At 72.6% G+C, this 24,690-nt stretch carries 24 protein-coding genes; 9 read left to right on the top strand and 15 right to left on the bottom strand.

Annotation, left to right across the window (positions count from 1 at the left end; all coding sequences use genetic code 11):
• Positions 1-177 precede the first annotated feature (177 nt).
• A complete protein-coding gene (locus O7542_RS00910; RefSeq protein ID WP_197494949.1) occupies positions 178-1,275 on the top strand; it encodes an AI-2E family transporter in 1,098 nt (365 codons plus the stop codon).
• A 4-nt stretch (positions 1,276-1,279) separates the two neighbouring features.
• Here O7542_RS00910 and O7542_RS00905 read toward each other — a convergent pair whose 3' ends face one another.
• The 7 genes from O7542_RS00905 to O7542_RS00875 form a co-directional block, all read right to left on the bottom strand.
• On the bottom strand, positions 1,280-2,089 hold the full coding sequence (locus O7542_RS00905) for a hypothetical protein (protein ID WP_064447817.1): 810 nt from the start codon (positions 2,087-2,089) through the stop codon (positions 1,280-1,282).
• A gap of 67 nt (positions 2,090-2,156) precedes the next feature.
• The gene (locus tag O7542_RS00900) at positions 2,157-2,489 is read right to left on the bottom strand and encodes a hypothetical protein (protein ID WP_069087243.1); all 333 of its coding nucleotides are present in this window, start codon (positions 2,487-2,489) and stop codon (positions 2,157-2,159) included.
• A 97-nt stretch (positions 2,490-2,586) separates the two neighbouring features.
• Positions 2,587-3,666, bottom strand: a complete 1,080-nt coding sequence (locus tag O7542_RS00895) for a hypothetical protein (RefSeq protein ID WP_166457011.1) — start codon at positions 3,664-3,666, stop codon at positions 2,587-2,589.
• A complete protein-coding gene (locus O7542_RS00890) occupies positions 3,663-4,157 on the bottom strand; it encodes a SigE family RNA polymerase sigma factor (RefSeq protein ID WP_064447820.1) in 495 nt (164 codons plus the stop codon). The genes O7542_RS00895 and O7542_RS00890 overlap by 4 nt, the downstream gene beginning before the upstream one ends.
• Positions 4,158-4,198: 41 nt before the next feature.
• On the bottom strand, positions 4,199-5,989 hold the full coding sequence (locus O7542_RS00885; RefSeq protein ID WP_064447821.1) for a 3-hydroxybutyryl-CoA dehydrogenase: 1,791 nt from the start codon (positions 5,987-5,989) through the stop codon (positions 4,199-4,201).
• A gap of 123 nt (positions 5,990-6,112) precedes the next feature.
• Positions 6,113-7,177 (bottom strand): alpha/beta hydrolase, encoded by a 1,065-nt coding sequence (locus O7542_RS00880; RefSeq protein ID WP_166457010.1) that lies wholly within the window; start codon positions 7,175-7,177, stop codon positions 6,113-6,115.
• Positions 7,178-7,642: 465 nt separating this feature from the next.
• Positions 7,643-8,089, bottom strand: a complete 447-nt coding sequence (locus tag O7542_RS00875) for an FHA domain-containing protein (protein WP_043328712.1) — start codon at positions 8,087-8,089, stop codon at positions 7,643-7,645.
• A 218-nt stretch (positions 8,090-8,307) separates the two neighbouring features.
• Between O7542_RS00875 and O7542_RS00870 the strand changes: the two genes are divergently transcribed.
• On the top strand, positions 8,308-9,810 hold the full coding sequence (locus O7542_RS00870) for an aldehyde dehydrogenase family protein (protein ID WP_281605573.1): 1,503 nt from the start codon (positions 8,308-8,310) through the stop codon (positions 9,808-9,810).
• 9 nt (positions 9,811-9,819) lie between these two features.
• Here the strand turns inward: O7542_RS00870 and nucS are convergent, their stop codons facing one another.
• Positions 9,820-10,479: an endonuclease NucS gene (gene nucS / locus O7542_RS00865; RefSeq protein WP_030503891.1), complete on the bottom strand. Its 660-nt coding sequence runs from the start codon at positions 10,477-10,479 to the stop codon at positions 9,820-9,822.
• A gap of 71 nt (positions 10,480-10,550) precedes the next feature.
• Between nucS and O7542_RS00860 the strand changes: the two genes are divergently transcribed.
• On the top strand, positions 10,551-11,168 hold the full coding sequence (locus tag O7542_RS00860) for a DUF4126 domain-containing protein (protein ID WP_043328707.1): 618 nt from the start codon (positions 10,551-10,553) through the stop codon (positions 11,166-11,168).
• A 59-nt stretch (positions 11,169-11,227) separates the two neighbouring features.
• Positions 11,228-11,524, top strand: coding sequence for a DUF1540 domain-containing protein (locus tag O7542_RS00855; protein ID WP_043328704.1), 297 nt, complete (start codon positions 11,228-11,230; stop codon positions 11,522-11,524).
• Between the two features lie 105 nt (positions 11,525-11,629).
• Here the strand turns inward: O7542_RS00855 and O7542_RS00850 are convergent, their stop codons facing one another.
• The 4 genes from O7542_RS00850 to O7542_RS00835 form a co-directional block, all read right to left on the bottom strand.
• The gene (locus tag O7542_RS00850; protein WP_166457007.1) at positions 11,630-13,633 is read right to left on the bottom strand and encodes a protein meaA; all 2,004 of its coding nucleotides are present in this window, start codon (positions 13,631-13,633) and stop codon (positions 11,630-11,632) included.
• Positions 13,634-13,736: 103 nt separating this feature from the next.
• Positions 13,737-15,890 (bottom strand): FtsX-like permease family protein, encoded by a 2,154-nt coding sequence (locus tag O7542_RS00845; protein WP_166457006.1) that lies wholly within the window; start codon positions 15,888-15,890, stop codon positions 13,737-13,739.
• Positions 15,887-16,567: an ABC transporter ATP-binding protein gene (locus tag O7542_RS00840; RefSeq protein ID WP_166457005.1), complete on the bottom strand. Its 681-nt coding sequence runs from the start codon at positions 16,565-16,567 to the stop codon at positions 15,887-15,889. The genes O7542_RS00845 and O7542_RS00840 overlap by 4 nt, the downstream gene beginning before the upstream one ends.
• Positions 16,564-17,088 (bottom strand): PadR family transcriptional regulator, encoded by a 525-nt coding sequence (locus O7542_RS00835; protein ID WP_069087235.1) that lies wholly within the window; start codon positions 17,086-17,088, stop codon positions 16,564-16,566. Before O7542_RS00835 ends, O7542_RS00840 begins: the two co-directional genes overlap by 4 nt.
• An 86-nt stretch (positions 17,089-17,174) precedes the next feature.
• Between O7542_RS00835 and O7542_RS00830 the strand changes: the two genes are divergently transcribed.
• The 3 genes from O7542_RS00830 to O7542_RS00820 all read left to right on the top strand — a co-directional run bounded on the left by O7542_RS00830 (position 17,175) and on the right by O7542_RS00820 (position 19,761).
• Complete coding sequence (locus O7542_RS00830; protein ID WP_281605572.1) at positions 17,175-18,023, top strand: ABC transporter ATP-binding protein; 849 nt, start codon at positions 17,175-17,177, stop codon at positions 18,021-18,023.
• Positions 18,020-18,865 (top strand): ABC transporter permease, encoded by an 846-nt coding sequence (locus O7542_RS00825; protein ID WP_166457004.1) that lies wholly within the window; start codon positions 18,020-18,022, stop codon positions 18,863-18,865. Before O7542_RS00830 ends, O7542_RS00825 begins: the two co-directional genes overlap by 4 nt.
• Before the next feature lie 86 nt (positions 18,866-18,951).
• Entirely contained in the window at positions 18,952-19,761 is an 810-nt protein-coding gene (locus tag O7542_RS00820) for an alpha/beta hydrolase-fold protein (RefSeq protein WP_064447827.1), read from the top strand.
• Positions 19,762-19,801: 40 nt separating this feature from the next.
• On the opposite strand, the gene O7542_RS00815 is transcribed toward O7542_RS00820, so the two are convergent.
• Together O7542_RS00815 and murA are read right to left on the bottom strand one after the other, a co-directional pair.
• A complete protein-coding gene (locus O7542_RS00815) occupies positions 19,802-20,650 on the bottom strand; it encodes a 3-hydroxyacyl-CoA dehydrogenase family protein (protein ID WP_069087232.1) in 849 nt (282 codons plus the stop codon).
• A gap of 69 nt (positions 20,651-20,719) precedes the next feature.
• A complete protein-coding gene (murA, locus tag O7542_RS00810; RefSeq protein WP_064447829.1) occupies positions 20,720-22,141 on the bottom strand; it encodes a UDP-N-acetylglucosamine 1-carboxyvinyltransferase in 1,422 nt (473 codons plus the stop codon).
• Here murA and O7542_RS00805 point away from each other — a divergent pair.
• Positions 22,140-22,712 (top strand): cob(I)yrinic acid a,c-diamide adenosyltransferase, encoded by a 573-nt coding sequence (locus O7542_RS00805; protein WP_043328669.1) that lies wholly within the window; start codon positions 22,140-22,142, stop codon positions 22,710-22,712. The genes murA and O7542_RS00805 overlap by 2 nt on opposite strands.
• Positions 22,688-23,104: a VOC family protein gene (locus O7542_RS00800; protein ID WP_043328666.1), complete on the top strand. Its 417-nt coding sequence runs from the start codon at positions 22,688-22,690 to the stop codon at positions 23,102-23,104. The genes O7542_RS00805 and O7542_RS00800 overlap by 25 nt, the downstream gene beginning before the upstream one ends.
• 57 nt (positions 23,105-23,161) lie before the next feature.
• On the opposite strand, the gene O7542_RS00795 is transcribed toward O7542_RS00800, so the two are convergent.
• On the bottom strand, positions 23,162-23,737 hold the full coding sequence (locus O7542_RS00795; protein ID WP_166457003.1) for a hypothetical protein: 576 nt from the start codon (positions 23,735-23,737) through the stop codon (positions 23,162-23,164).
• Positions 23,738-24,690 lie beyond the last annotated feature (953 nt).

Below are 24,690 nucleotides of genomic sequence, written 5' to 3'. Positions count from 1 at the left end.
GTCGGCCGTGGACGGCACCGGCGGGCGAGCCGGCAGCGCGGAAGCCGGGAGGCACGGGTGTCGCAGGAGGTCTCCGCCGCCCCTGATGACGAGGCGGCGGCCGTGAACCCCACCGGCGAGGCGGAACCCGCACGCGACGCCACGACCGCCGTCGGCAACCCGCGAGCCGGCACGGACATGGGCAGCGAGCGGCCGACCGACGTCGAGCCGGCCGAGTTCGAGCCGAGCGGCCGGTTCGGCGTGCCGGGGCGCCCGCTACGGCGCAGCGCCTTCCTGATCGGCTTCACCGGCGCGCTCGGCGTGCTGCTGGCGTACGCGCTGTTCCTGGGCGTGCGGAACGCGGCCGGCATCCTGGTTCTCGTGGTGATCGCGCTGTTCCTCGCGGTCGGCCTGCACCCGGCGGTGGTCCGGCTGCGCAACTGGGGCCTGCCGCGCGGGCTGGCGGTGGCAGTCGTGACACTCACCCTGCTGCTGCTGATCGTCGCCGGGCTGCTGGCGCTGGTGCCGCCGGTGGTGACCCAGTCCGGCCAGTTCATCCAGCAGCTACCCGGGTACGTCGAGGAGCTGCGCCGCAACCCCACTGTCAACGATCTGGTGATCCGCTACGACGTGATGGAGCGGGTCCAGGCGGCGGCGAACGCGGACAACGTCGGGCGGGCGCTCGGCGGGGTGCTCGGCGGCGCGCAACTGATCTTCGGGACGCTCTTCCGCCTGCTCACCGTGCTGGTGCTGACGATCTACTTCCTGGCGTACTTCGACCGGCTGCGCGAACTCGGGTACGCGCTGGTGCCGCGCTCGCGCCGGGAGCGGGTCCGGCTGATCGGCGACGAGATCCTGACCCGGGTCGGCGCGTACATGGTGGGCGCGCTCGCCATCGCGGTGCTGGCCGGGGTCAGCACGTTCGTGTTCGCGCTGGCGGTCGGCCTGCCGTACCCGTTCGCCCTGGCCGTGGTGGTCGCGGTGACCGACCTGATCCCGCAGATCGGCGCGACGCTGGGCGCGGTGGTGGTGACGCTCGTCGGGCTCGCCACCGACCTGCCGGTGGGCATCGCCTGCCTGGTGTTCTTCGTGGTCTACCAGCAGGTGGAGAACTACCTGATCTACCCGAAAATCATGCGTCGGGCGGTCTCGGTGAACGAGGTGGCCGCGTTGCTGGCCGCGCTGCTCGGGGTGGCGCTGCTGGGCGTGGTGGGCGCGCTCATCGCGATTCCCACGGTGGCCGCGTTGCAGCTGATCCTGCGCGAGGTGGTGCTACCCCGCCAGGACGCCCGCTGAGCCGTTACTCGGCGCGCCGCTGGGCCGGGCCGGGCACCGGGGTGTCGGCGAACGCGGCGACAGTGCGGTCCGCGTACGCGCTGACGTCGCCGGTCTCCATCGGGCCGTCCCAGGTGGTGGGCAGCGGCAGCGGTACACCCGGGGCGACCCGCCGGACGATCTCGTCCAGCACCTTCTCCGCGTCGCCGACCCAGAGGTGCTTGGCGCCGTCCACGCCGACCACCTCGGCCTGCGGGACGGCGGCGAACCGCTGCCCGGCCTCCTCCGGCCGCAGGTAGTCGTCGAACTCGGGGACCAGCGCGGTGAGCGGCTTGCCCGTCTCGGCCCAGACCGCCAGGTCCTCCGGGGCGGAGTAGCGCAGCGGCGGGGAGAGCAGGATCGCGCCGGCCACCGCCGGGTCGCAGCCGTACTTGAGCGCCAGGTCGGTGCCGAACGACCACCCGACCAGCCAGATGTTCGGCAGTTCGTGGAACTCGGCGTACTCGATCGCGGCGGCCACGTCGAACTTCTCGCCGACGGCGCCGTCGAAGGCGCCCTCGCTGGTGCCGCGGACGCTGCTGGTGCCCCGGGTGTTGAACCGGAGCACTGCGAGGCCGGCCAGCGCGGGCAGCCGCCACGCCGCCTTGCGGAACACGTGGCTGTCCATCATCCCGCCGTGGGTGGGCAGCGGGTGCAGGCAGACCAGGGTGGCGGAAGGCTCGCCCTCCAGCGGCCGGGCCAGCTCACCGACGAGCGTCAGCCCGTCGGCGGTGTGCAGCTCGATGTCCTCCCGGCGGCCGGGCAGGATCGACGACGCGCGAATCGGAGTGCTCACGCCTGCCAGTCTCCCGCGTCGGCGGCCCCGCCGCCCAGTGGGACGGGAACCGGGTGATCCAGATCGCTCAGCCGTAGCGCGGGGCGCCCCGGCCGCGCTGGAGGTTCGGGCCGCGCCGGTCCCGGGCCCGCCAGCAGCCGGAGTGCCAGTGCCGGCGGTCGGTCAGGTCGCCCCGGTCGTCGGCCGGCCAGGCCACCAGGTGCGCCACGCCCGGCCGGATCTCCTGGTCACAGCCGGGACAACGGTACGTCTTGACCGATGCGCCGCCGCTGATCGCGCGTACCTGCCAGTCGCCGTCGCGCCACTGCTGCACTGTCGGCACGCCGTGGCGGGCACGCTCGGCGTCCAGGCCGGGGTCTTCTTCCCGGCGGGGCCGGTTGCGACGGGGGCTCACGGTCACCAAGCGTACGGGCCGCCGGCCGGACCGGCCCGAGCGATCTTGGTACGGGTACGCCCTTCCAAGGGCCGTTCCGTACCAAGATCGCTCGCGTGGCCGGTCAGGGCCAGGTCTGCGGACGGGTGAGGTCTGCCGCCACCTTCGCTCCGGTCAGCACGGCCGCCGCGTCGGCCTCGGTGAAGTTCACCTGTCCCGGGGGTCCCTCGCCGGGGAAGGGCCAGGCGAAGTCGACTGTCAAGCGCACCTTGGGCAGGCCGAGCAGTTCCAGGCGGTTGCCGTTCGGATAGCGGAAGCCCGGGCGGCCACCCAGGTCACGGTTGCTGGCGCGGCCCTTGTCCTCCCCCATCTCCGCCCCGTAGATCAGCCGCAACCACATGGTCGAGGAGGGCGCCCGGGCGACGGTGAGCTGAACCGTGAGGCCCTTCGGAAAGGCGGCCGCGTCCACCGCGCATGCCGTCACCGCCGCGTTCGCCGGCAACGTGGTCAGCCGCACCGGCCCGGTGCATCGCCGGGCCTCGTCCCAGCGCACCAGGCCGGCGACCCGGTCCAAGGCGGCCACGTCACCGCGAAGCGTGGCGGCCCGGGCGTAGAGACCGGGGAAGGGCTGCCATGACTTGACCAGACCGTCGGTACCGGCGACGCGCAGCACGCCACCGTCGAATTTCAGCCGGCCGCTGACGGCCTGCACCGGGAAACCCTCGATCGAGGTGTCGTCGAGCGCCTTCGCCACCGGACTCACCTCGAGCAGGACCGGCTGTCCGCCGTCGGCGCTGAGTCGGATCGACTCGACCGCGTTCGAGCTGTGGACGGACCAGCCCAGGTAGCGGGCCCGGGTGGTGTCGACGCCCAGGTGCAGCACCTGCGGATCGGTACCGACCAGATCGGGACGCTGAAGCGCCCCGGGCACCCCGTCGGCGAGCGGCGGCACCGGGGGTGGCGCCACCTCCGGCGTCGCGGCCGTCCAGGGCATCCGCCCGGCCAGCCCGCCCACGTCCGCGCGTACCACGCCGGTGAAGCCGAGCACGCCGACCAGGGCGAGCGCGGTGCCGGCGGTGACTCGGCGGCGTACCTGCCGGCGCCGGCCGAGCGCGCGCGAGCGGCGCAGCAGGCGTCCGGTGTCTGTCTCGCCCTCGGCGTGCTCCCGCAACACCGAGACGATTCGCTGGTCGAGGTCGGTCACAGCCGGCTCCCCTTGGTCATCGGGACGCCGCAGCGCTCCCGGAGGTGGGCGAGCGCCCGCATCGCGTGGGTGCGGACGGTGACCGGGGAGCAGTCGAGGATCTGGGCGATCGTGGCGTCGTCCAGGTCCTCGTAGTAGCGCAGCACCAGTACGGCGCGCTGGCGGTCCGGGAGGGCGCGGATCAGCCCCCACATCTCGTCCCGGTCCGCCGCCTCGCCGCCGAGGTCGCCGCGTTCGGGCCGGTCGGCGAACGTGTCGACGGCCAGCTCATGGCTGGACCGCCGCCGCCACCAGGACGTGTTGGCGTTGACGAGCATCCGGCGCACGTACACGTCGGGCCGGTCGGCCCGGGCGATCTTGCGCCAGTGCACGTACGCGCGGGCCAGCACGTCCTGGGTCAGGTCCTCGGCGCGGTGCGCGTCGCCGGTCAGCAGCCGGGCCAGACGCAACAGAGCCGGGCCGCGGCTGCCGACGTACTCCTCGAAGGTCACACCTCGAAGACGCCGTCACCGGGCCCGGCTGTTGACGACGGTCAGCGCCGGGTGTGGTCGCGGAACCCGCGGCCGGACTTGCGGCCCAGGTAGCCGGCCGTCACCAGGTGCTCCAGCAGCGGTGCCGGGGCGAAGCCGGGCTCGCGCAGCTCCAGGTACAGCTCCCGCTGGATGGCCAGCGAGACGTCCAGGCCGACCACGTCGAGCAGCTCGAACGGGCCCATCGGGTAACCGCAGCCGAGCTTCATCGCGTAGTCGATGTCGTCGGCGGTCGAGTAGCTGGCCTCCAGCATCCGCACCGCGTCGTTCAGGTACGGGAACAGCAGCGCGTTGACGATGAAGCCGGACCGGTCGCCGCAGACCACGCCGGTCTTGCCGAGCGTCGCGCAGACCGCGCGGGCGGTGGCCGACGTCTCGGCGGAGGTGCGGATGGTCCGCACGATCTCCACCAGCGGCATGATCGGCGCCGGGTTGAAGAAGTGCAGGCCGATCACGTCGGCCGGGCGCTGGGTCGCCATCGCCACGTCGATCACCGGCAGCGACGAGGTGGTGGTGGCGAGCACGACGCCCGGCTTGCAGATCTCATCGAGGCTGGCGAACAGCGCCTTCTTGACGCTCAGCTCCTCGATCACGGCCTCGACCACCAGGTCGACGTCGGCCAGGTGGTCCAGCGTCGCGGACCAGGTGATCCGGCCCAGCGCGGCGTCCCGGTCGGTCTCGCTGAGCTTGCCCCGCACCACGCCCTTGTTGAGCGAGGTCTTCACCGTTTCGCAGACCTTCGCGGACTTCTCCGCGCCCCGGGTCACCGAGATGACCTCGTAGCCGGCCTTCGCGAAGACCTCGATGATGCCGGTGGCCATGGTGCCGGAGCCGACCACGCCGACCTTCGCGATGGCGCGGGCGCCGTCGGCGAGCGCGGCGTCACCGGCCGGCGGCGTGTACTCGTCGGGTACGACCTTCGGCGAGCCCGGCCGCTCGTAGGTGTAGAAGCCGCGACCGGACTTCCGGCCGAGCAGCCCGGCGGTGACCATCTGCTTGAGCAGCGGGGCCGGGGCGTGCCGGCGGTCCCGGCCGCCGCGCCGGTACATCGTGTCGAGGATCTCGTACGCGGTGTCCAGACCGATCAGGTCCATCAGCGCCAGCGGGCCCATCGGCAGGCCGCAGCCGAGCTTCATGGCGGCGTCGATGTCCTCGCGGGTGGCGTAGCGGGCCTCGAACATACCGACCGCGTGGTTCAGGTAGCCGAACAGCAGCGCGTTGGCGATGAAGCCGGCCCGGTCGCTGATCGTCACGTCGACCTTGCCGAGCCGCTCGCAGAGCGCCTCCACGTCAGCGACCACGTCGGCCGAGGTGACCACCGTGCGGACCACCTCGACCAGCTTCATCACCGGGGCCGGGTTGAAGAAGTGGATGCCGATGACCTGGTTGGGCCGGGAGGTGGCGACGGAGATCTCGGTGACGCTCAGCGAGGACGTGTTGGTGGCCAGGATCGCCTCGGGCTTGCAGACCCGGTCCAGCTCGGCGAAGATCCGCTGCTTGAGGTCCAGGTGCTCGGGCACCGCCTCGATCACCAGGTCCACGTCGTGCAGCGCGTCCAGGCCGACCCGGAAGTCGACGCGCGCCAGCAGCGCGTCCCGCTCGGCCTCGGCGAGCTTGCCCTTGGCGACGGCCCGGTCGGTGGAGCCGGTCAGCGTGACCCGGCCCCGCTCCAGGGCGGCCTCGGAGATCTCGACGGCTGTGACGTCGAGGCCGTTGCGGGCGAACACCTCCACGATGCCGGCACCCATGGTGCCCAGACCCACCACGCCCACCCTGGTGAACTCCCGCGCCACGACCGGCCTCCCCTGGCTCGACTCCGCCGTCCGCGACATGAACGGCCGCTAAGGTTATGCGCCGGAGTCTGCCACGTGACGCTGTGTTGTCGAGACGCCGTGGGATATTTCACGCACCGCGCCTCAGTCGGTGGCGTTCTCCCCGGCCAGCGCCAGCAGTTCGGCGACGAACTCCGCCGGCCGCTCCAGGTGCGGACTGTGCCCGCACCCGGGCAGCACCACCTCACGGTACGTCCCGCCGGCCGCCGCGTACCGGTCCAGCACCGCGCGGGTCTGCCCCACCATCGGCTGCGGCGGGCACTCCTGCGGGCCCGGCCAGCCGGGCACCACGCCGAGCTGGCCGAGGTACGCCAGGTCGAACAGCGAGGTGTCCGAGACGATCACGTCGGCGTCTCCGCGTACCCAGGTCACCGGCGGCTTGACCGGCACGGCGACCAGCTCGTCGGCGAGCCGGAAGTGGGCCGGGGCCAACGCGTTGAGGACGCCGCGCGGCCCGGCGGCGGTCCCCGGCCAATGCGCCGAGGCCACCGCGGTGCCCGGGTAGTTGTCGTCCCCGGTGGCGGTGGTCAGCATGCTGTCCAGCAGCAGGTCCTCGTGCTCGCCCAGCGAGGCCGGGTCGGCCACGTACGCGGAGCGCAGCACCGCCCGCGGGCTGGTCGGGCCGTCGGCGCTCCGGTCACCGGCGGCGAGCCGCGCCACGAAGTCCGGGTTCGCGCCTCCGGCGCCGGTCCCGGCGAAGTCGGGCGTGGTGGGGTTGCCGTCGAGGTCCCGGGTGCCGCCGAAGCCGTACGGGGACACCGGCGCCTCCAGCAGCAGCCCGGATACCCGCTCGGGGTGGCCGACGAGCAGCCGCATCGCCACGCCGCCGCCGAGCGAGTGCCCGGCCACCACCGGCCGGGCGCCGGGCGGGAACAGCCCCGGGACGTCCAGCAACGCGGCCACGTCGTCGGCGAAGTCGTCGAGCCCCCTGGTGGCGTCAACGGGTGCGGTGTCGGTCTCGCCGTAGCCGCGCAGGTCGGGGGCGACCACCCGGAGCGTGTCCGGCAGCCGGGCGAGCAGCGGTTCCCAGAAGGCGGAGGAGGAGACGTTGCCGTGCACCAGCAGGACCGGTACGCCGTCCGGCGGACCGGCCACGCGGACCGCCTGGGTGATGCCGTTGGCCTGGACCGTGAGCCGTGCGCTGCGCATCCGCGCATGCTGGCACGCCCGCCCGCCCCCGGTCCATGTCCCCCACCCCCACACCGCCCCACCCGACCATGGCGCGCACCCCCGCCCTGCCACCGCGTCGATCATGAAGTTGGCGGCGACAAATCGGACGCAGAACACCGCCAACTTCATGATCGACCGGGCCTGGGAGCGCCAACCCGCCCCAGCCCACCCTCCGCCGGTCGCGGCGCGGCGGTCGCGGCGCGGCGGTCGCGGCGCGGCGGGGCGCCGCGCGGCGCGGCGGTGATCAAGGAGTTTGCGTCACCGCGGGAGCCGTTTCCGTACCCAAACTCCTTGATCACCGCGAATGGGTGGGGCGGGGAGGGTGGGGAGGTGGCGGGTGGCGGGTGGCGGGGCGCGGCCGGGGGCGGCGCGGGCGTGAGGGGTCAGCGGGGCCCGGGGATCGGCGGCACTCAGTGGCCCCCGGGTCCAGCGGATGCCCGAGGTCTAGCTCACGTCGGCCGGCTGCGCCTCGCGCGCCTCGATCGGCCGGCGGGGCGCCGGGACCGGCAGCGGCAGGGTGGGACGCTGGTCGCGGCGCAGCGCGCCGAAGCTCATCCCGACCGGGTCGGTGCGGGCCACCCCCGGGTCGTAGAGGCGCAAATCCGTGCGGCCGAGCCGGACCACGTCGCCGTCGGCGATCGCCACGCTGCCGGTGACCCGGGTGTCGTTGAGCCAGGTGCCGTTGGTCGAGCCGAGGTCGGTGAGCAGCACCCCCTCGGGGGTGGCCCGGACGGTGGCGTGCCGCCGGCTCAGGTGCGGATCGGCGAGCACGATGTCGGCGGTCGGCGCCCGGCCGATCACCTGCGCGTCCTGGCCGACCCGGAACGTGAGCCCCCGCATCGCCCCGCCGGACACCGTCAGCAACGGCATCAGCTCAGGATGCTCCTCCATGGACAGTCGACCTCCACCCCACATCGCCCCGCGGCGTCAGCCTGCCACCTCACCGTAGTGGCTTGCACCACCGCGCGGTCACCCCCGCGACCCCGGCCGGTCATCTCCCGTTCGCCGTTTCGGACGGCATCTCCGTCGATGCGAGGGCTGATCGTCCGCGCAGCGTACGGCGCGTGCGACACCTACCGGCGAGTAATCCTCGGGTCTAGACTTCGGCCATGACCGCTGTGCATGTGCCGGGCGCCCCGCTCATCTCCGAAGGTCGGCTGGTGTCGACCAGCCCGGCCACCGGCGCCGAGGCAGGCAGTTTCCCGCTGGCCTCCGAGGCGGACGTGCGTGCCGCGGTCGACCGCGCCCGGGCGGCCGGCGACTGGTGGGCCGGGCTCGGCTTCGCCGGCCGGCGGGACCGTCTCCAGCGCTGGCGTGGCGTGCTCGCGCGGCGGATCGAGGAACTGGCCGACCTGATGCACACCGAGGGCGGCAAGCCGGTCGGTGACGCTGTCGTGGAGATCCTCACCGCGCTGGAGCACATCGACTGGGCGGCCCGCAACGCGCAGCGGGTGCTCGGGCCGCGCCGGGTCCGTTCCCGGCTGGTCCTCGCCGAGTTCTCCGGCCACCTGGAATACCAGCCGTACGGCGTGGTGGGCGTGATCGGCCCGTGGAACTACCCGGTCTTCACCCCGATCGGCTCCGCCGCGTACGCGCTCGCGGCCGGCAACGCGGTGGTCTTCAAGCCGAGCGAGTACACCCCGGCGGTCGGTCAGTGGCTGGTCGACAGGTTCGCCGAGGTGGTGCCGGAGCAGCCGGTGTTCCAGGTGGTGCACGGCTTCGGCGCGGTCGGCGCGGCGCTGTGCCGCTCCGGCGTCGGCAAGGTCGCGTTCACCGGCTCGACCGCCACCGCGAAGCGGGTGATGGCCGCCTGCGCGGAGACGCTCACCCCGGTGCTGCTGGAGGCCGGCGGCAAGGACGCGATGATCGTGGACAGCGACGCCGACCTGGACGCCGCCGCCGACGCGTGCGTGTGGGGCGGCATGACCAACGCCGGCCAGACGTGCATCGGCATCGAGCGGGTCTACGCCGTCGACCAGGTCTACGACGCCTTCGTCGAGAAGGTGGTGGCGAAGGCCGGGCGGCTCACAGTGGGCGCCGACGGGACCGACCTCGGCCCGATCACCATGCCGTCGCAGATCGACATCATCCGCCGGCACATCGACGACGCGCTCGACCGGGGCGGCCGGGCGGTGCTGGGCGGCCCGGAGGCGGTCCAGCCGCCGTACGTGCACCCGACCGTGCTGGTCGACGTGCCGGAGGATTCGGCCGCCGTGCAGGAGGAGACGTTCGGCCCGACGCTCGTCGTCAATCGCGTCCGGGACGTGGACGAGGCGGTCGAGCGGGCCAACGCGCTGCCGTACGGGCTCGGGGGTTCGGTCTTCGGCCGGGCGCGGGCGGTGGCGGTGGCGCGGCGGCTGCGTTCCGGCATGGCCTCGGTCAACTCGGCGCTGACCTTCGCCGGCATGTCGACGCTGCCGTTCGGCGGCGTCGGCGAGTCCGGCATCGGCCGCATCCACGGCGAGGAGGGGCTGCGCGAGTTCGGCCGGCCCAAGTCGGTCACCCGCCGCCGGGCCCGGTCGCTGCTGCCGGCGATGACGTTCGAGCGCACCCCGGCCGACATCGCCCGCATCGTCAAGATCGCCAAGCTGATGTACGGCCGGGGCCGCTGAGGCGGCGCCTCAGAACAGCGTCAGCTCGTCGCGTTCGATGCCGCGCAGCTTGTCGTAGTCGACCACCACGCAGCGGATACCGCGGTCGGTGGCGAGCACCCGGGCCTGCGGCTTGATCTCCTGCGCGGCGAACACACCGGCCACCGGCGCGAGCAGCGGGTCCCGGTTCATCAGCTCCAGGTAGCGGGTGAGCTGCTCCACGCCGTCGATCTCGCCGCGCCGCTTCACCTCGACCGCCACCGCGCCGCCGACCGCGTCGCGGCAGAGCAGGTCGACCGGCCCGATCGCGGTCATGTACTCGCGGCGGACCAGCGTGAAGCCCTCCCCCAGCGTCTCCGGGTTCGCGGCGAGCAGCTCCTGCAGGTGCGCCTCGACGCCGTCCTTGCGCAGGCCCGGGTCCACGCCCAGCTCGTAGGACGTGTCCTGGAAGATCTCCTCCAGCGTGATGCGCAGCTCCTCGCCGGCCTTGTTGACCACCCGCCAGACGCCTGGCGCCTCCTCCAGCCGGCAGGGCGGGCTCATCCAGTTCAACGGCTTGTAGGCCCGGTCGTCCGCGTGGATCGACACCGAGCCGTCCGCCTTCACCATCAGCAACCGGGTCGCCGGGGGCAGGTGGGCCGAGAGCCGTCCGACGTAGTCCACTGAGCACTTCGCAATCACCAACCGCACCCGCCGAGGGTAGCCGAGGCCCCGGCGGACGCCGACGAGCGCCACTGGCGTACCGGTGCCATATTGAGATCGTGCTCGAAGTCCTCACCGGTTCAGGTCTGGCCGCCTCGGCGGGCCTGAACGCCTACATCCCGCTGCTGCTGATGGGGCTGCTGTCCCGCTACACCGACCTGGTCGAGCTGCCCAGCGGCTGGCAGTGGCTCGGCAACGGCTGGGTGGTGCTGATCCTCGCCGTCCTGCTCGCGGTCGAGGTGGTGGCCGACAAGGTGCCTGTGGTCGACCACGTAAACGACGTGGTGCAGACGGTGGTCCGGCCGACCGCCGGCGGGCTCGCGTTCGGCGCGGGCGCCGGCTCGGAGACCGTCACCGTCAGCGACCCGGACACGTTCTTCTCCTCGCACCAGTGGGTGCCGGTCGTGGTCGGCGTGCTCATCGCGCTCGGCGTGCACCTGCTCAAGGCCGCCGCCCGGCCGGTCATCAACGCGACCACCGCCGGGGTGGGCGCGCCGGTGGCCAGCACCGCCGAGGACGCGACGAGCGTCGTCATGTCGGTGGTGGCGCTGCTGCTGCCGGTGCTGGTCCTGGTGTTCCTGCTCGGCCTGGTGTTCTTCGTACCGTGGCTGTTCCGCCGCCGCCGGGAGCGGCGACGGGAACGCGCCGCGGCCCGCGCGGCCGGCTTCCGCGTCTGACCCGCGCGGGCTCCCGAAACCTCTAAAATCGGGGCAAGAAACCCAAGGAGGTACGGGAGATGACCGCGTCGTTGGAGATGCCCCGGGTCCAGGAGTGCGCCGTCCGGTCCTGCGCCTACAACCACACGAACGACTGCCACGCGTTCGCCATCACGATCGGCAGCAGCGACCACGCCCACTGCCACACGTTCGTGGAGATGCCGGTGCGCGGCGGCCTCGACCAGTTGGTCGCCCAGGTCGGCGCGTGTTCGCGCGCCGACTGCCGGCACAACGCCGACCTGGAGTGCCACGCCCCGGCCATCACCGTCGGTCCCGACATGGACATGGCCGACTGCATGACCTACCAGAGCCGCTGACCCACCCGTCCGGAGGCGCCGTCCGCATGGAGGCGCCGCTCTCGCGCGCGAGTGTTAAGAAGGGGCCCCTTCCCTACCGGAGGCGTTAATAAGGGGCCCTTCCTTTCACGACAGGGCGTTGGCCTCGCGGATCACCGTCACCAGCTCGTCGATGATGCCGGTGAGCGCGAAGTCCTTCGGCGTGAACACCCGGGCCACCCCGGCGGCCCGCAGCGCCTCGGCGTCGGCGGCCGGGATGATCCCGCCCACCACCACCGGCAGGTCGCCCCGACCGGCCGCGCGCAGCCCGTCCAGCACCGCCGGCACGGCGGCCAGATGCGAGCCGGACAGCACGGAGAGCCCGACCAGGTCGACGTCCTCCTCCACGGCGGCCGCCACGATCTGCCCGGCGGTCAGCCGGATGCCCTGGTAGACCACCTCGAACCCGGCGTCGCGGGCGCGTACCGCGATCTGCTCGGCGCCGTTGGAGTGCCCGTCCAGCCCCGGCTTGCCGACCAGCAGCCGCAGCCGGCCGCTGCCCAGCTCCCGCGCGGTGGCGGCGACCCGCTCCCGCACCCCGGCGAGGGTCGCGTCACCGGCCGTTCCGACCGCCCCGGCCAGGCCGGTCGGCGCGCGGTACTCGCCGTACACCTGGCGCAGCGCGCCCGCCCACTCGCCGGTGGTGACCCCGGCCCGTACACAGGTAAGCGTCGCCGGCATCAGGTTCGCCGTGGTGGCGGCGTCGGCGCGCAGCCGGTCCAGCGCCGCCTCGACAGCCGCCGCGTCCCGGTCGGCCCGCCACCGGCGTACGCCGTCGGTGGCCGCCTCCTCGACGGCCGGGTCCACCTGCTCGATCGCCTCGGCGCCCGCTGCGGTCAGCGGGGACGGCTCGGTCTCGGTGAACCGGTTGACGCCGACCACCACGTCCGAACCGGACTCCATCCGGCGACGGCGCTCGGCGAGCGAGGCCACCAGCGCGCTCTTGAGGTAGCCGGACTCGACGGCGGTGACCACGCCGCCCATCTCCAGCACCTTCTCCAGCTCGACGCGGGCGCCGGAGACGATGTCGTCGACCAGCGCGGTCATCACGTGCGAACCGGCGAACAGGTCCGGGTACTCCAGCAGGTCCGACTCGTACGCCAGCACCTGCTGCATGCGCAGCGACCACTGCTGGTCCCACGGGCGGGGCAGACCGAGCGCCTCGTTCCAGGCGGGCAGCTGCACGGCCCGGGCGCGGGCGTCGCGGGACAGCGTGACGCCCAGCATCTCCAGCACGATGCGCTGGATGTTGTTCTCCGGCTGCGCCTCGGTCAGGCCCAGCGAGTTGACCTGGACGCCGTAGCGGAACCGGCGCTGCTTCGGGTCCGCCACGCCGTAGCGGTCGCGGGTGATCTCGTCCCAGAGCGCGCCGAACGCGCGCATCTTGGCGATCTCCTCGACGAAGCGCACCCCGGCGTTGACGAAGAACGAGATCCGCTGGACCACGTCGCCCATCCGCTCGGGCGGCACCTGGCCGGAGTCGCGCACGGTGTCCAGCACGGCGACGGCGGTGGCCAGCGCGAAGCCGACCTCCTGCACCGGCGTGGCCCCGGCCTCCTGGAGGTGGTACGAGCAGATGTTCACCGGGTTCCACCGGGGCATCTCGCGCAGCGTGTACGCGATGACGTCGGCGGTCAGCCGCAGCGAGGCCGCCGGCGGGAAGATGTACGTCCCCCGGGACAGGTACTCCTTGATGATGTCGTTCTGCGTGGTGCCGGCGCAGCGGCTCAGCTCCGCGCCCTGCTCGGCGGCGACGGTGCCGTAGAGGCCGAGCAGCCACATGGCCGGGGCGTTGATGGTCATCGAGGTGTTCATCTCGGCGAGCGGGATGCCTTCGAACAGCGCCCGCATGTCGCCCAGGTGCGCCACCGGCACGCCGACCCGGCCCACCTCACCGGAGGCCAGCTCGTGGTCCGGGTCGTACCCGGTCTGGGTGGGCAGGTCGAAGGCGACCGACAGGCCGGTCTGCCCCTTCGCCAGGTTGCGGCGGAAGAGCGCGTTGGTGGCCGCGGCGGAGGAGTGCCCGGCGTACGTGCGCATCACCCACGGGCGGTCCCGCTCGGGCAGCCGTCCCGGCATCGCGTCGTCCATGGCCGGAGTTTAAGTTACCGTTTAGTAAAAGAGAGTGTGGAAAACCACACAACCCCAGGCCCGCGACGGTGGGCCGGCCGCACACACCGGCCCACCGTACGGGTCATTCGCTGCGGGCGGTCTCCGGGCCGGTGATCCGTTCCAGCAGCGGCAGCGTGGCCGCGATGACCGCGAGGCAGCCCAGCACGCCGAGGGCCACCACAGCGGCGAACCCGATCCCCGGTACGCGCAGGTCGTACTGCATCTGGGCGCGCAGGAACAGGTGTGCGGCGACCAGTCCCATCCCGACCGCCACCACGGCGACGGTCAGCAGCGGCACCACGCTCTCCAGGGCCACCACCCGGCGCAGCAGCCGAACCGGGGCGCCGCTGAGCCGCAGCAGGCTGAACGGCCGCTTCCGTTCGCTGAGGCCGGCCGCCACGGCCACGGCCAGGCTGCACCCGGCGAGCACGAGACCGGCCACCACGACGATGTCGGCCAGCCGCTGCCAGCCCCGCATGGTGTCGGCGAAGTCGGCCTCGAAGTCGCCGGGCACGTTCGGCGCCACGTAGAACGTCGGGAACGCGGCTTCGAGGACCGTCCGGGCCCGCTCCACCGCGACCGGATCCTCCGCCTCGACCGCCACCGAACCCGCCGGGAGTCCCGCGAGGGCAGCCGGGTCCACCGGGGACGACGGCCAGATCCGGTCGGCCGAGGCGGACTCCCGCCAGGGGATCAGGTCCGGCGGCACCTCGGCGACGTTCGCCCCGGCGGCACACCGCCCGTAGGCGGGCGGGATGTCCGCGCAGGCGATCACCCCGGAGTCGCGGCCGTCACCGCGTACCGGGTTCTCCCGGACGAGCACCGGGTTGCGGACGCCGGGCACCGCCGCCAGGTCGGCCAGCAGCGTGCCCGGCACCGGCGGGTCGTCAGTGAGCACCATCGACAGCCGGCCGGCCTCCAGCGACCCCCGGGGCGCCGGACCGCGCTCGTACGTGATCGTCCCCATCACACCGACGGCCACCGTGGTGACGAACAGCGCGAGCATCACCCCGCTGACCGCCCGGAAACCGGCTGCCGGGTTGTCGGCGAGCCGGCGCGCGGCGATCAGCGCGGCCGGGCGGCCGGCCCGGGCGGCCAGCACCTTGGCGCCGACCATGGTCAGCCAGGGGCCACCGGTGATCAGCCCGACCATGACCAGCAGCAGCGCGGGCAGGAACAACGCGGTCTGACCGTCCGACGTGGGCGGCCGGTACACCAGGGCGAAGCCGAGCCCGGCCAGGCCGAGCGCGAGCGGGATCAGCCGGTACACCCGGGGCGGCCGGGGCGTGACGCGGCGGGTGACGCCGAGCGGGGAGATCCGTACCCGGCGCAGCGCGACCCAGGCCGCGGCCGCCGCGCCCGCCGGCACGCCGAGGGCCACCAGGAGGGCCTCCGGCGCACCGATGGCCATGTCCCCGGGGAAGAACGGCATGCCGGTGAACGGGATGCCGGCGAGCTGGCTGCGGAACGCGAAGAACACCGCGAAGCCGACCGACGCGCCGGCCGCCGCCGCGAGCGCGGCCTCGACGGCCGCGACCGCCGAGATCTGCCGGGGCGTGGCCCCGACCAGCCGCATCGCGGCGAACCGCTGCTCCCGGCGGGCGGCGCCGAGCCGGGTCGCCGTGCCGATGAAGACGAGTACGGGGAACAGCAGTCCGCCCGCCACCACGCCGAGGATGAGGTCGACCGCGGCCCCGGGCAGCGGAGCGCTGTTGCCGTCGAGCCGGGTGACCTTGCGGACCTGGTCCAGCCCGCCCACCTGCTCCGGGGTGCCGCCGACCAGGACGAGCAGGGTGTCCGGTGAGGTGAGCGCCGCCGGCCCGATCTCGCCGAGGTCCCGGCCCGGGTAGCGGTCGGCGAGCTGGTCGGCGGGGGTGGTGGCCAGCAGCTTCCGCAGCGCCGGGGAGGCGTAGAACTCGCCGGGCCCCGGCGCGCGGGGAACGCCGACCGGCGTGGGCGCGTCCGGACCGGTCGCGGCGACGTCGACGCGGACGATCTGGTCGCCCCGGAAGTAGTCAAACCGGGTCGACCACAGCAGCGGGTCGGCGGACCCGCCCGCCGTCTCCTGCGGGTACATCGACGCGTAGCGGGTGAGCTGGGCGTCGGTGGCGTTCACACCGGCAAGCGTGGTGAGCAGCAGCCCGGTGCCGACCGCGACGGCGGCGGCGATGGCGACCAGCCGGAGCAGCGCCTCCCGGCCACCGGCGACGGCGAGCCGGAGCGCCAGCCCGATCACGAGACGACCCCGGCGGGCGCGTTGACCCGGCCGTCGCGCACCATGACCTCGCGGTCGGCGTACGCCGCGATGCGCGCCTCGTGCGTCACCAGCACGACTGTGGTGCCCTTCTCACGGGCGGCGTCCACCAGCAGCGTCATCACCTCCTCGCCGGTGAGCGAGTCGAGCGCGCCGGTGGGCTCGTCGGCGAACAGCACCCGGGGCTCCACGACCAGGCCGCGTGCCAGCGCGACCCGCTGGGCCTGCCCGCCGGACAGTTCGCCCGAGCGGCGGTGCTCCATGCCGGCCAGGCCGAGCCGCTCGAACCAGCCCCGCGCGGCGCGCAGCGCCGGAGTGCGGCGGACACCGCGCAGCAGCAGCGGCAGCGCCACGTTCTCGGCCGCGGTGAGTTCCGGTACGAGCTGCCCGAACTGGAAGACGAAGCCGAAGCTGTCGCGGCGCAGCGTGCTCCGGTCGGCCTCGCCGAGCGTGTCGATCCGGGCGCCGTCGAACCGGACCTCGCCGGAGTCGGGGCGCAGGATGCCGGCCAGGCAGTGCAGCAGCGTCGACTTGCCGGAGCCGCTCGGTCCCATCACGGCGACCACCTCGCCGGCGGCCACGGCGAGGTTCGCGCCGCGCAGGGCGGGTGTCTCGCCGAACGCGTACGTGACGTCACGTGCCTCGATCATCGGGCTCATGGCCGTACCGCCTTTCTCAGGGCGTCCAGCCGGGCGCCCGTCGTCTCGATCCACCGCAGGTCCGCCTCGAGGTGGTAGAGGCCGTGGTCGGCCAGCATCACGTCGACGAGTTCGCCGCTGCGCTTGATCTCGGTGAGTTCGCGCATCCGGCGCAGGTGCGCGGCGCGCTGGGTGTCCAGGTACTCCTCGGCCGGGCGGTCGAGCATCAGCGCGAGCACGACCTTGGTGAACAGCAGGGTCTGCAGGTGCGGTTCCGGCTCGACCGGCTCGGTCAGCCAGTGCTCCACCTCGGTGGCGCCCAGGTCGGTGATCACGTAGCGCTTGCGGTCGGGCCCCGCGCCGGGAGCCACGTCGCCGACCACCACCTTGCCGTCGCGGGCCAGCCGGCTCAGCGTCGAGTAGACCTGCCCGTACGGCAGCGGCTTGCCGCGTCCGAAGAAGGTGTCGTAGTCGCGCTTGAGGTCGTAGCCGTGGCTCGGTTCGCGTTCGAGCAGCCCGAGCAGGGTCAGGGGAACCGTCATGAGCAGAGACTACACCGGGTGTATACCTCGCGTATATAGCTGACCCGGCAGCGGAACGGGCCACCGCACGACGCACACTTGACGGCATGGAGAACGAGCTCGCGATTTCCGTGCGAGGGCTGCGCAAGGCGTACGGCGACAACGTCGCCGTGGCCGGGGTGGACCTGGACGTCCACCGGGGCGAGGTGTTCGCCCTGCTCGGCCCGAACGGCGCCGGCAAGACCACAACGGTCGAGATCCTGGAGGGCTACCGCCAGCGCGACGCCGGTGAGGTGCGCGTCCTCGGCGCCGACCCCGCCCACCCCGACGCCGCCTGGCGCTCCCGGGTCGGCATCGTGCTCCAGGGCACCGGCGAGTTCGACGAGCTCAGCGTCATCGAGGTGGTCCGGCACTTCTCCGGCTTCTACCCGGGCGCCGACGACCCGGACAAGGTGGTCGAGCGGGTCGGGCTGGGCGCCAAGGCCAAGGCGCGTACGCACACGCTCTCCGGCGGGCAGAAGCGCCGCCTGGACGTGGCGCTGGGCATCATCGGCCGCCCCGAGCTGCTCTTCCTCGACGAGCCGACCACCGGATTCGACCCGGAGGCCCGGCGCGAGTTCTGGGAGCTGATCCGGGACCTGTCCGCCGCCGGCACCACGATCGTGCTCACCACCCACTACCTGGACGAGGCCGAGGCGCTCGCCGACCGGGTCGGCGTGATCGCCGCCGGGCGGGTGATCGAGGTCGCGCCGCCCAACCGGCTGGGCAACCGGCAGGAGTCGCTGGCGATCGTCTCCTGGCGTACCCCCGACGGGACATTGGCCTCGGCGGAGACCGCGACGCCGACGGCGCTGGTGTACGACCTGGCCGCGCGCTTCGGCGGCGAGGTGCCCGGCCTCACCGTGACCCGGCCGACCCTGGAAGACGTCTACCTGCGGATGATCGGACACTCATGACCACCACGACGAACCCCGCGGCCCCGGTCACCGCCGCCGTGGCCCGGCGGCCCGGCGCGGGCGCGCTGGCGCTGCGCCAGGGGCGGCTGGAGATCACCCAGTTCCTGCGCAGCCGGGAGTCCGTCGTGTTCACGATGGGCTTCCCGATCATCATGATTCTGATCTTCGCGGCGATCTTCAGCGACGAGATCGCGCCCGGGGTCAGCTACACCCAGTACTTCATCACCGGCATGATCGCGACCGGCCTGATGACAGTCAGCTTCCAGAACCTCGGCATCTGGATCCCGATCGAGCGGGACCGGGGCGTGCTCAAGCGCTACCGCGGTACGCCGATGCCGAAGTGGGTCTGGTTCGCCGGCAAGGTGATCATGGTGGTGGTCATCGGCATCGCCGAGACCGTGCTGCTGCTCGCCGTCTCGGTGGCGATGTTCGACCTGGACCTGCCGCAGACCACCGCCAAGTGGCTGACGTTCGCCTGGGTCTCCGTCCTCGGCGTCACCGCCTGCACGCTCTGCGGCATCGCCATCTCGTCGCTGGCCCGTACCGCCCGCAGCGGCTCGGCGGTGGTCACCCCGGTCGCGCTGGTGCTCCAGTTCATCTCCGGCGTGTTCTTCGTCTTCACCAGCCTGCCCACCTGGATGCAGCAGGTCGCGGCGATCTTCCCGCTCAAGTGGATGTGCCAGGGGCTGCGCTCGGTGTTCCTGCCGGACAGCTTCGGCGCGCGGGAGCCGGGCGGCTCGTTCGAGCTGGGCACCGTCGCGCTGGTGCTGGGCGCCTGGTGCGTCATCGGCCTGGTGCTCTGCCTGACCACGTTCCGCTGGACCACCAAACGCGACGGCTGAGGTGTAAGGAAGGGCCCCCTTTTAACGCCTCCGGTAGAGAAAGGGCCCCTTCTTAACACGCGCCCGGCGGTGGCACACTCGCCGGCATGGCACCCACGCTGACCCGGCGTACCCTGCTCGGCGCCGCCGCCGGCGTGGCCGGCGCCGCGGTGGTCGGCGGTCTGGCCGCCCGGCAACTGGCCGGCCCCCGCCCGGGACCGGCCCCGGCCCTGCCGGACGCCCCGGCCGGCGACGAACGTCTGATCCGCATCGCCTCCGGCGCGCGCGGCCGCGAGGTCGACTTCTGGACGGCGGTGCCCGACGGGTACGGCGACGGCCGCGGCCTGCCCGTATGCCTGGTGCTGCACGGCGCGTCGGCCACCCCGCGCGACTACGGCCGGTTCGGCCTGGCCCGCTTCCTCACCGACGCGGTACGCCGGGGCGCCCCGCCGTTCGCGCTCGCGGGCGCCACCGGCGGGCGGCTGTCCTGGCGCGCCTCCGGTGACGACGACCCGCAGCGGATGGTGCGCGAGGAGGTGCCCACCTGGTGCGCCCGGCGCGGGTTCGACAGCAGCCGGCTGGCCGTGTGGGGCTGGTCGATGGGCGGCTTCGGCGCGTTGCTGCTCGCCGAGACGTACCCGAAATGGCTGCGGATGGCGGCGGCCTTCTCCCCCGCGGTGAGCCCCGGCGACGCGGTCTTCACCGGTGTGGACAAACTGCGCGGCACGCCGGTCGGGCTCTGGTGCGGGCGGCAGGACAACTTCCTCAAGGATGTCCGTGCGCTGGCCCGGGCGCTGCCGGAGGAGCCGGTACGCGCCGCCTGGGCCGACGGGCGGCACAACTTCGGCTACTGGGGCACTGTCATCCCGGACGCGTTCGCGCTGGTCGGCGCCGCGCTCAGCCCGCCCCGGACGTGAACCGCCCCCGGCCGCTCGGGCCGGGGGCGGGACGGGCCGGTCAGTACGAGTAGAAGCCCTGGCCGGTCTTGCGGCCCAGGTCGCCGGCGGTGGCCATGCGCTGGAGCAGCTCCGGCGGGAAGAACTTCTCGTCCGCGGTGTCGGTGTAGATGTTGCGGGTGGCGTTGAGCAGCACGTCCACGCCGGTCAGGTCGACGGTGGCGAGCGGGCCCATGGCGTGGCCGAAGCCCAGCTTGCAGGCGGTGTCCAGGTCCTCGGCGGAGATCACGCCGGCCTCGACGAGCTTGACCGCCTCCATCGCCAGCGCGCAGATCAGCCGGGTGGTGACGAAACCGGCGATGTCCCGGTTGACCACCACCACCGTCTTGCCGATCCCCTCGGCGAACGACTTGACGGTGTCCATGGTCGCGTCGCTGGTCTTGTAGCCGCGTACCAGCTCGCAGAGCTTCATCATCGGCACCGGCGAGAAGAAGTGCGTGCCGACGACCGACTCCGGGCGCTCGGTGGCGGTGGCGATCTGGGTCACCGGGATGGCCGACGTGTTCGTGGCGAGCACCGCGTCCGCCTTGCAGATCTTGTCGAGCGCGCGGAACACCTCGTGCTTGATCTCGATCTTCTCGAAGACCGCCTCGACCACGATGTCCGCGTCGGCGGCGGCCTCCAGGTCGGTGGTCGGCGTGATCCGGGCCAGCGTCGCCTCGACGTCGGACGCCTCGATCTTGCCCTTCTCGGCGAACTTCGTCAGCGACTTCCGGATGCCGTCCACACCGCGCTTCGTGGCCGCGTCGTCGATGTCGCGCAGCGTCACCTGCCAGCCCGCCTGCGCCGCCACCTGGGCGATGCCCGAGCCCATCAGCCCGGCACCGACGACCGCGAGTCGACCCGCCATCTGCTTCTCCCTCGCCGTGTTCTGCAACGTCTGCCAGAACCCTACTTAACGACGGATAAGCACCGGCTGTCAGATGGCCAGGTCCGGTTCCTCCGGCGCGGTCCCGCGCTCCACCTCGACGCCGAGCGCCCGCAGATCCGCCACGAAGTCCGGGTAGCCCCGGTCGACGTGGTGCACGTGCGACACCTCGGTCAACCCGTCGGCGCAGAGCCCGGCGATGATCAGGCCGGCGCCGGCCCGGATGTCCGTCGCGCGTACCGGGGCGCCGGACAGCCGCTCCCGGCCGCACACCAGCGCGTGGTGGCCATCGGTACGGATCTCCGCGCCCAGCCGCATCATCTCGTTGGCGAACATGAACCGGCCGTCGAAGATGTTCTCGGTGATCAGCGAGCCGCCCTCGCTGACCGCCGCCAGCCCGATCGCCATCGGCAGCAGGTCGGTGGCGAAACCCGGGTACGGCAGCGTCACCACGTCCACCGCCTTCGGGCGGTCGTCCATCCGTACCCGGAAGGCGTCACCCCGGGTCTCGACCAGGCCGCCGGCCGCGACCAGCTTGTCCAGCGCGACCTCCAGGTACGCCGGGTCCAGGCCGGTCACCGTCACGTCGCCGCGGGTCATCGCGGCGGCGAACGCCCAGGTGCCGGCCACGATCCGGTCCCCCACCGTGGCGTGCCGGACCGGCTGCAACCCGGGTACGCCGACGATGTGCAGCGTCGACGTGCCGGCCCCCTCGATCCGGGCGCCCATCCGGTTCAGCATGGTGCAGATGTCGACGATCTCCGGCTCCCGGGCCGCGTTGTCGATAGTCGTGGCGCCACGGGCCAGCACCGCCGCCATCACCAGGTTCTCGGTCGCGCCCACGCTCGGGAAGTCCAGCACGATGTCCGCGCCGTGCAGCCCGTCCGGGGCCTCGGCGATGACGAAGCCGTGCTCACCGGAGATCTCCGCGCCCATCCGGGCCAGCCCGGCGATGTGCATGTCCAGGCCGCGTGAGCCGATCGCGTCGCCGCCCGGGTGCGCCACCCGCACGTACCCCCGGCGGGCCAGCAGCGGACCGAGCACGCAGATCGACGCGCGCAGCCGCCGCACCAGGTCGTAGTCGGCCTCCGCGCCCGGCCGTTCCGGCACGTCGATGAGCACCGAGCGGGACCGCTCCACACCGCCGTGGGCCACCATCGGGTCGACCGGGTCGTCCGGCCCGAAACGTACGCCGCAGCCGAGCCGCCGCAGCACCTCGCCCATGATCGCGATGTCGGTGATCCGGGGCACATTGGTGATCAGGCTGCGGCCGGGCGCGAGCAGCGCCGCCGCCATCAGCTTCAGCGCGGAGTTCTTCGCACCCACCACGTGCACGGTGCCGTCGAGCCGGGCGTCACCGCGTACCCGGATGACGTCGACGTCGCTGACCGCCGGATCGCTCGCGTCCCCCGGCCCAACCGGACTCGGCCGGGCCGGGATGGTCAGGTCCGGTATCCGTAGGCTGTGCGTCATGGCCGTCCACCTCACGCGCATCTACACCAAGGCCGGCGACGCCGGCATGACCAGGCTGAGCAACAACGAGCAGGTGCCGAAGACCGATCCGCGCATCGCCGCGTACGCGGACGTGGACGAGTGCAACGCCTCGATCGGCGTGGCGCTCGCCCTGGGGCAGCTCTCGGACGAGCTGCGGGCCGTGCTGGAGTCCGTGCAGAACGACATGTTCGACGTCGGCGCGGACCTGGCGACGCCGGTCGAGCCGGACCCGAAGTACCCGCCGCTGCGGGTGACCGAGGAGTACGTCGAGCGCCTCGAGGGCTGGTGCGACGAGTACAACGCGCGCCTGAGCAAGCTCGACTCCTTCATCCTCCCCGGCGGCACCGCTGGTGCGGCACTGCTGCACGTGGCACGGACGACCGCCCGGCGCGCCGAGCGTGCGGCATGGGCGCTGGTCGCACACGACCCCGATCGGACCAGTCCCCTCCCGGCAAAGTATCTCAACCGGCTCTCCGATTTGCTCTTTATCCTGTCAAGAACGGCAAATCCGAACGGCGACGTGCTATGGGTTCCGGGCGGGAAACGCTGACCATCGGCGGCCTCCATCACGTGGAGGTGTGGGTACCCGACCTGGCGGCGGCCAGTCGTTCGTGGGGCTGGCTTCTCGGCGAGCTGGGCTGGACGCTCTACCAGGACTGGCCCGCCGGCCGCTCCTGGCGGCTCGGCGCGACGTACATCGTGCTGGAGCAGTCACCGGCGCTCACCGGCCGCACCCACGACAGGCGCGCGCCCGGCCTGAACCACCTGGCCTTCCACGCCGGCCCGCCGGCCGCCGTCGAACGCCTGGTCACTGCCGCCGGAGAGTACGGCTGGACGCTGCTGTTCCCGGACCGGCACCCGCACGCGGGCGGCCCGGACAGCTACGCCGCCTACCTCACCGACGGGCAGGGGTACGAGGTCGAGCTGGTAGCGGAGACGTGAAAAGGCCGGCACCCCGTTGGTTCGGGGTGCCGGCCTTTCGCTGTGTCTTACCTCGTCTTAGCTGTTCCAGTGCTTGGCGACGAGGTCGGCGGCCTGCTGTTCCCACTGGGCGTAGTGGTCCGGGTAGGCGGAGACCTGGACGGTCTGGGCGGCCTTGGTCAGGGGCATGTCCTGCCAGCCGTCGACCTGCTTGAGGCCCTTCAGGAACGCGGTGGTGGAGTATTCGGGGTCGGTGATCTGCTCGACCGTGCCCCAACCGGAGGAGGGGCGCTGCTGGAACAGGCCCTGCGAGTCGTGGTCGTTGCGGTCACCGAGGTGGCCGAGGTTCTCCAGCTTCGACTCCTGCAACGCGGTCGCGATCGACACGACCGCGGCGCGCTCGTCCATGCCGGCCTTCTTCGTCGCCGCAATGATCGCCTTCACGTTCTTGGTCTGCTCGTCATTGAGGTCGATGCGGGACTGGGCGCCCTGCACGCCGTGCGGGATCAGCTTGTCACCCTGCACGGTGGCGGTGACCGGCTTTGCCGCGTGGGTGGTGTCGGCCGCGTGGGCGGCGACCGGGCCGGCGAACACGCCACCGGTGAAAGCCAGACCAGCAATACCCAGGATGCTCTTACGCAGAATCGTGTTCATGATGGGGGCTCCATTCGGGGGTCGACACACCCCCCGGGGGGACCGGGGGTGCGTGGGCACCGTCAGGCGCTCAAGAAAGTCTCAAGGGGATCCCGGCTGCTCGCGGGGGCTGGGGGCCTCTACGCGGTGCCGGGAGGATGTCCAACGACCGTCGACCCGGCATCATTCCCGGGCCAGCTCGCCGCCGGGGGCGGCGGGGGTTCACGTCGTCGGAACCGTGTTCAACGACCGGCCGGGCGGGATGATTCCCCGCGGCTCACGCCGCCGCACGTACTCAACGACCGGCACTGTTCCCACAGCCCGCACCCCCTCGCTCCGGGGGCGCGGCCCTGCTCGATCGTTCACCCGGTTACAACGCCACCGGCCCGCCCACGATTCCGCCACCAGAGTGCCGCCCACCACCCCCGAACCCGACACCCCGCCCACACACGCCAAACCCCCACCGCGCCCCGGCCCGGCCGCCTCGCCCTACGCCCTGTTGATCAAGGAGTTTGCGGCACATTCCGGCACCCACGAGGACACAAACCCCTTGATCACCCCCACAAAAGCCTCCCCGGGCACCCACCACAGCGTTGATCATGAGGTTAGCGGCGACATAACGGACACCAAGTGCCGCCAAGTTCATGATCGACGCTATCGGAGGGGGGCTGACCCGAGGCGGCCGCCCCGCCGCAGGTCCGCACGCGCGATCTTGCACTTTGAGCCCTCGGAACGCCCGATTCGCCAGATTTATGGGGCACCCAAGTGCAAGATCGCGCGGGGCATCAGGAGCTAGGGGGCGGCAACCCGTCCCGAACTTCTGGGAACTTCGGCGATCTTGGAGTTGTGGTGCCTCGCATACCTCGTCAAACGGGCATCGTGGGCGCCACAACTCCAAGATCGATGGCGAGGTGAGGGCTGTCGTGCGGGGGCAGCCGGACTGGGCGACCCGGGTGCCGGATTCAGCCGGCCAA

The organism is Micromonospora sp. WMMC264, from assembly GCF_027497275.1.
GTDB classification, from domain to species: Bacteria; Actinomycetota; Actinomycetes; order Mycobacteriales; family Micromonosporaceae; genus Micromonospora; species Micromonospora chalcea.
This window is presented reverse-complemented; position numbering and strand designations above follow the sequence as displayed.